Source organism: Micromonospora sp. ATCC 39149, assembly GCF_000158815.1.
Taxonomy (GTDB): domain Bacteria; phylum Actinomycetota; class Actinomycetes; order Mycobacteriales; family Micromonosporaceae; genus Micromonospora.
Genome location: NZ_GG657738.1, coordinates 5559276 through 5565968 on the forward strand (window position 1 = coordinate 5559276; position 6693 = coordinate 5565968).

The window sequence follows — 6693 nt, forward strand, 5'->3', positions numbered from 1 at the left end:
GGTCGAGGGCCTCGTACAGCACGCCGGTGTAGAGCCGGCCCGCCTCGGCGGTGGCCGCCCGTTCCAGCCGGGCGTTGCGGCGCAGCTCGCCGGCCAGCCCCGGGGTCAGCCCCAGCGCCTCCAGGGCCGCCGCCTCGTCCTCAGTCGCCGTCCCGCCCCGGGCGGTCGCCCCGCCCGGGCCGGCGCAGAGCCCCACCAGCGCCGCCAGCACCCGCGCGCGGGCACCGGTCAGCTCGGGCAGGGACAGCCGGGCCAGGTCCAGCCGCCGGCCGGTCCCGGCGTCGGCCTTGCCCTCCGAGGGCGGCAGCAGGATGAGCATCGCCTCACGACTCCTCGCGCACCCGGCGTCGTCCGCGCCGGCCGGGCCAGCGTACGCACCGCGCTCACCGCCACGGCCGCACGGCCGTCTCCGGGTGGTACACGCGATAGCCGCCGACCTCGGCGAGCAGCGCCGGCCCGGCGCGCGGGCCGAGCAGCTCCCGCAGCCGCCGGTCGGCCGGGCCGTCGGCCACCAGCACGTACCCGGGTCGCTCGGCCCGGCCCACCTGCCGCCAGTACGGCGGGTAGCGGTTCTGCCCGGGCGTCAGCCGCCCGTCGAGCACCCCGCAGACCACCGACTCGGCCGTGTTGAAGACCAGCCGGTTGCAGGTCCAGTACTCGCCGTACACCGCGCGCAGCCCCGCCCGGCGGACCGCGTCGGCCAGCTCCCGGGCCTGCCTTTCCTCGACGCGCGACGGCTCGAGGCCGGCGCCGAACAACGCCGTGGCGGCCAGCGCGGTGGCGGCCAACCCGGCCAGCGCGGCGGTGGCCGACGCTCCGGCGAGCCGCCCGGCCGCGCCCGCCGTGCCCCGCCACGCGCGCCGCGCCGCCACCCACAGCGGCCACAGCGCCACCGGCAGCGAGAGCTGCAGCACCGACAGGTAGCGGGCGTTGTTCAGCGGGTCGGTCGCGGCCAGCGGGCTGCGTACGTACGCCGCGAGGGTCAACCCGGCACCCGCGACCAGGGCTAGCTGCGCGGCCGGCCCGACCTGGTCGCCGGCCGGCCGGGCGGCGGCCCGCCGGTACGCGACCAGAGCGAGCACCGCGGCGGCGGCCAGCAGCGCGGGGTAGAACAGCCCGAACCACTGCTGCCAGTGGGCGCAGCCGTCGACCGGGCACAGCCCGGTGGCCAGCGGCACCCCCTCCAGCAGCCCGCCGCGCAGCCGGTCGGTCAGGGGCGGCGTCGCGCCGGCCACCTGGCTGATGCGTCGTAGCACCGACAGCGAGTCCTGCCCCGGTGGTGCGCGCAGGTTGTCGGCGACCAGCGGCGCCGCCCCGACGGCGAACCCGGCCGCCAGCGTCGCCCCGCACCAGCCGAGCAACTCCCGGCGCAGCACCCAGGCCAGCAGCAGGCCGGCCGCCGCCAGGTACGGCACGATCAGCCAGTCCGACCAGACGGCCAACCCGGCCAGCAGCCCCGCGGCCCCCGCCGCCAGCGGCCGGGACCGCACCCGCCGGTCGGCCAGCCCCACCGCCACCAGCAGGATCAGCAGCACCGCCGGCTTCACCTCGGGCCGCCCCCCGACGACCTGCAACTGGTCGCGCACCACCCGCTCCGGGCCCAGCGCGAGCAGGCCGACGACCAGCACGGCGTACCACGGCGCGCAGATCCGGCGGGTCAGCCGGTAGGCCAGGAAGACGAAGAGCGCCCACAGCGCCAGCATCGGCAGCCGCAGCACCGGCCAGCTCGGCCCGGCGACGGCGACCAGCGGGGCCGCCAGGTACGCCTCCGCCATGCCCATGTAGCGCTGCCCGTACAGGAAGACGGGGTGCTCCCGGCCGGCCGCGATGTGCAGCGCGGCCAGGCCGAAGGTGGCCTCGTCGCTGTTCGACACGGGCACGGTGAGCAGCGTGAGGACCAGCCGGTAGCCGAACCCGGCCAGCCCGAGCAGCAGCGCGGCCCGCGCCGGCCGGTCCAGCGCCGGACGCCGCCGCCCACGGTCCTGCACAGGTGTCGACACGACCAACGCCCCCGTCGTCGCCCCGACCGGAGTGTGTCACGCTCCCGGGGCGGGCCGGGCCGGTTCGCCGCAGACCGGCGGCGGGTGGTGGTCGGCGGCGCGGTGGGCGGGGGAGCCGGGGTCTCGCGTGGCTGTCGTGGCCGGGGTGTGGCAGGGTTGCAACGTGCCACCGACACCCGCCGGCGAACTGGCCGTACCGACCCTGCACCGGGCCGCGCGGATCGAGGATGCCGTGCACAACCTGGTCGAGCGCCGGCTGCGGCGCACCGGGTGGCAGACCAACATCATCGCGTACGCCGGCTACGGCGCCCCCGGCTGGGCGCGGGTGCTGTGCCGGGTGCTGCTCGGCCGCCCCGACACCCGGACCCGGCAGCGCCTGGAGAAGGTCCGTGGCTGGCGCAGCTTCACCACCCTGCCCGCCAAGCACGTGACGGTCACCATCGAGGCCGGCGGCGTGACGCACGAGGCGAAGGCCGACCGCAGCGGCTTCGTCGACACCGTGGTCGAGGCCGACCTCACCCCCCGGCTGGGCGTCGGTGCGCCTCAGCGTCGCCGACGCCGAGCCTTGTGGAGGCGCTGATCCGCGTCCTCGACCCGAACGTCAAGTTCGGCATCCTCTCCGACATCGACGACACGGTCATGGTGACCGCCCTGCCGCGTCCCCTGCTGGCCGCGTGGAACACCTTCGTCCTCGACGAGCACGCCCGCGCGGCCGTGCCCGGCATGGCGGTGCTCTACGAACGGCTGGTCACCGCCCACCCCGGCGCACCGGTGTTCTATTTGTCGACCGGCGCGTGGAACGTCGCGCCGACGCTGACCCGGTTCCTGTCCCGGCACCTCTACCCGGCCGGGCCGCTGCTGCTCACCGACTGGGGGCCGACGGCCGACCGGTGGTTCCGCAGCGGCCGGGAGCACAAGCGGGCCACCCTGGCCCGGCTGTCCCGCGAGTTTCCCGACGTGCGTTGGCTGCTCATCGGCGACGACGGCCAGCACGACCCGGAGATCTACCGGGAGTTCGCCGCCGGGCACCCGGACAACGTGGCCGGCGTGGCGATCCGCCGCCTGTCGCCCACCCAGTCGGTGCTGGCCGGCAGCCTGCCCGCCGCGTCGGGCAGCTCGTCGTCGGGGCCGGTGGGGCAGAAGTGGCTCTCCGCCCCGGACGGCGCGGGGCTGTGGAAACTGCTGCGCGACGCCGGCCTGGTCTGACCGCTTTCCGACGGCGACGCCACGGCAGGCCGGACCACCACCGGCCCGGCCCGCCGCCCGCTACGTCACCAGCCGGTGATCTGGCTGCGGGCGCTCAGCAGACCCGCCGGGGCTCCCGGGTACAGCCACAGGAGTCCGGTCGAGTTCTCCTGGGCGACGACATCGGGCCTGCCGTCCCGGTTGAAGTCGGTCAGGCCGAACGAGGTGTAACCGCCCCAGCCCACACCGACCTGGGTGATGCTTCCCGCCGGGAAGTCGTACAACCGCAGCGTGCCGTTGCTCACCAACCGGGTGTAGACGTCCGGCGTGGCATCGCCGACGACGTTGACGATGCCGTACGGGGTGTAGTCGGTCGACCAGCCGTCGCCGACGTCCACCCGGGCGCTCTTGCCGCCCTTGAGGTCGCCGGGATACACCCACAGGTCGTTGGTCGAGCCCGCCGCGATCACGTCCTGGAAGCCGTCGCGGTTCCAGTCGGCCACCCCGTACGGACGGTAGTTGCACCACTGGACGCCGAGGACCTCCGGCTTGGCGCTCAGGTCGTCCGCCGTGCCGAGGAAGACCTGTAGCTCGCAGGAGGTGTTGTCGCGCACCACGATGTCCTGGTTGCCGTCGTGGTTCCAGTCGGCGATCCCGAAGACGGTGAACTGGTTCCATCCGGTCGACATCAGCCGAGGGGTGCCCACCTGCGCGTTCTGCTTGCGGTACCGCCACAGGTTGCCGCTGCTGTCGGCCGTGTAGATGTCCGTCTCCGTGGTCCCGGTGCCCGGGGGAGTCCAGGTGGTCGCGCCGAACGGGGTGCGTGCCCCGGCCACCGGCACGGTGTTGTTCGCCCCCACCTGGGCCGGGGTGAGCGCCCGCTTCCACACCTGGAGGTTGCTGATCATCCCGGCGTAGTAGGCGGTGGGCTGGCCCTGGTACAGGTAGCGGCCGACGACGAACTTGCCGCCGCTGGGCCACGTCGGCGTCGCGGTGAACTGGGCGCTGCCCTTCAGCACGCTGTTGACGTACAGCGAGATCGTCCGGGTCTCGGCGTTGTAGGTCGCCACCAGATGCGTCCAGACGCCGAGCGCCGTCCCGGCGGGCGTCACCACCTGGGTGTACGACCAGCCGCTGTCGGCGTTGCCCATGCCGAAGCGCCAGGTGTTGTCGCTCGTGTTGTTCCACAGCAGGAAGCGCGACGCGTTGGCGCCGTCCGCGCTGGCGATGACCCCGCCGGCCGCGGTCGGCTTGACCCAGACCGAGATGCTGAACGACTTCGCGGTGTCGATCAGGGGGCTGTTGACCGTCAACGCCCCGTCGCCCGAGGCGTTCACCTCGGTGCCGGTCGCGTCGGTGTTCATGATGAGGGCCGGGCTGAACAGGTCGTCGCTGCGCCAGAAGGCGTCGCCGCCGGTGGCGGTCAGCGCACTGCCGCCGGTGACGTCCGTTGCGGTCGTCACCGCCCCGTCGCCCGAGTCGTCGAACTTCCAGGTGTGGTCCGAGGTGAGCAGGGTCTGACTCGGCTGCGCCGTGACGGTGGCGCTGCCGGCCTGGAGGTCGGTCACCAGCCAGGCGGTGGTGGCTGCGTCCGCGCCCACGGTCCACAGGTCCGGGATGCCGTCGCCGTTGATGTCACCGGCCCGCAGGCTCAGGTTCGCGCCCGCGTTCCAGCCGGCCGCCGCGAGGGTGCGGGCGGTGTAGGCGAGCTGCCCGGTGTCCTGGTTGAACGCGAGCCCGGACCACAGGTGCAGCGCGCCGGTGGTGCGGTTCCACAGGAACATGGCGGTGCCGTCGGTCGCCTGGGCGGTGGCGATGCGCCAGTTGTTCCAGTCGGTGCCGCCGGTCGGGGTCGACGCGGTGGTGTGCTGGGTGCCGAGGTAGCCGCCGGCAGTGCCGAGGTTGGGGTAGTAGGTCAGGAAGTAGCCGCTGGTGGCGTCCCCGCTGGTGCCGATGAGGTCGGGGTAGCCGGACCTGAGCTGACGGCTGTCGCCGGCGTTGGCGAGCTGGATCGGCGGGTTGCCGTTCGGGTCGTTCAGCAGAGAACCATCGATGCCGAACTGGTTCTCGACCCGCTCCGGCCGCAGCACCGAGCCGTCGCCGTTGCCGGCGATCAACTCCGCGCGGACGGGGTCGGCGGCCGGGTAGTAGACGAGGACGTCCTGGAAGCTGCCCCCCAGGAAGCGACCGCTGATGACCTGGGTGCCGTCGAAGTCGGCCGGCGAGTTCGTCCCGGAGACCCCGTTGCCCCGGGCGCCGATGTTGCTGATGTTCGGGTTGACGCCGGCTGCGCCGTTGTTCTCCGCCAGCCAGATCCCCGCGGCGAGGTTGTTGGTGGAGCCCACGTTGAGCAGGTCGGCCCGACCGTCACCGGTCAGGTCGCTGTCCGCCGCCGCAGCGTCCGGGGGGATGGCGTTGAAGGTCAGGGTCTGCGTCTCGCCGAAGTTCCGGCCATCCGCTGTGACGCTGGTGACGGAAAGGGTGTTCGTCAGCCGGGTGGGCCGGACGGGGACTGTCGCGTTGCCGCTGGCATTCGCGGTGATGGTCACCGGCGGCGCGGCGTTCAGCTGGTACGTGTAGCCGGTCGGCACGGTGCCGGCCTCCGGCGGCGTGATCATGAAGCTGGCCTGGACACCGACGGTGGTCTGCTGGGCGGGCGCTGAGATCCTCGGCGGCCCGGCCCGGGTCGCGTCGAACGTGAACTTGCAGGTGGCCGACCAGTTGCTGGGGGTGCGGAAGTCGGTGGCCTGGACCTGCCAGGCGAAGGTGGTCGGCACGCCGTTGCTGGTCCCGGTGACCCCGGCGGCGGTGGCGAGGGTGGCGCGCGGCACGACGTACACGGCGGTGCTGCCGGAGGAGTACGTCAGCAGGTTCGGGTTGGTGTTGACCAGGAGCGTCCCGGGGGTGCTGACCTTCCACAGCTTGAACGTGACGCCGAGGGTGCCGCGGTTGGTGTCGGAGACCGGGGCGTAGAGCGAGACCGAGGTGTCGCCGACGACGGTGGGGCTGGCGGCGGCGCAGGACGTCGTGGGGGACGTCGTCATTCCCGTCGGCGTGTTGGGCTTGTGGTTGTAGCGGATGGTGAGGGTGGGGCTGGTCTCGAGGAACTCCTTCCAGCTCTGGGTGTCGCCGGCCTCGTTCGCGGCGACCATCCAGAGGGTGCGGGTGGGCTTCTTGGCGGTGACGTCGGCCCTGATCTGGTTGGTGACGTCGAAGGAGACGGCGGCGGCGTCGCAGCCGCTGTAGCCGTAGGCGAAGCTCTCGGAGGCCACGGCGCTGCCCTTGGTGACACCCTCCCAGTGGTTCCAGGTGGCGTTGCCGGAGGCCAGGGTGGTTGCCGGGGCGTAGATGTTGACGGTCTTGGCGGTGCAGCTCCACGACCGGGTATTAGTGATCTTGAAGAGGGCGTCGTAGATCTCGGCCCCGGCCAGCGTGCTGTAGGGGACGGGGAAGTTGACCAGGGTCTGGGAGCGTTGGCTGCCGGAGTTGCCGACCTGCATGCGTCCGA

Annotated in this window: 2 protein-coding genes and 2 pseudogenes; 1 reads left to right on the plus strand and 3 read right to left on the minus strand. The window is 73.3% G+C overall.

The window, feature by feature from the left end; genetic code table 11:
• Both MCAG_RS24410 and MCAG_RS24415 read right to left on the minus strand, forming a co-directional pair.
• Positions 1-319, minus strand: a pseudogene (locus MCAG_RS24410) (hypothetical protein); the annotation flags it as partial.
• A gap of 64 nt (positions 320-383) precedes the next feature.
• Positions 384-2000, minus strand: a complete 1617-nt coding sequence (locus MCAG_RS24415; RefSeq protein ID WP_036377948.1) for a hypothetical protein — start codon at positions 1998-2000, stop codon at positions 384-386.
• A 163-nt stretch (positions 2001-2163) separates the two neighbouring features.
• Here MCAG_RS24415 and MCAG_RS24420 point away from each other — a divergent pair.
• Positions 2164-3206: pseudogene (locus tag MCAG_RS24420) on the plus strand (App1 family protein).
• 65 nt (positions 3207-3271) lie between these two features.
• On the opposite strand, the gene MCAG_RS29855 reads toward MCAG_RS24420, so the two are convergent.
• Positions 3272-6693 (minus strand): LamG-like jellyroll fold domain-containing protein (locus MCAG_RS29855; protein ID WP_232290265.1); only part of this gene is annotated, 3422 nt, incomplete at its 5' end.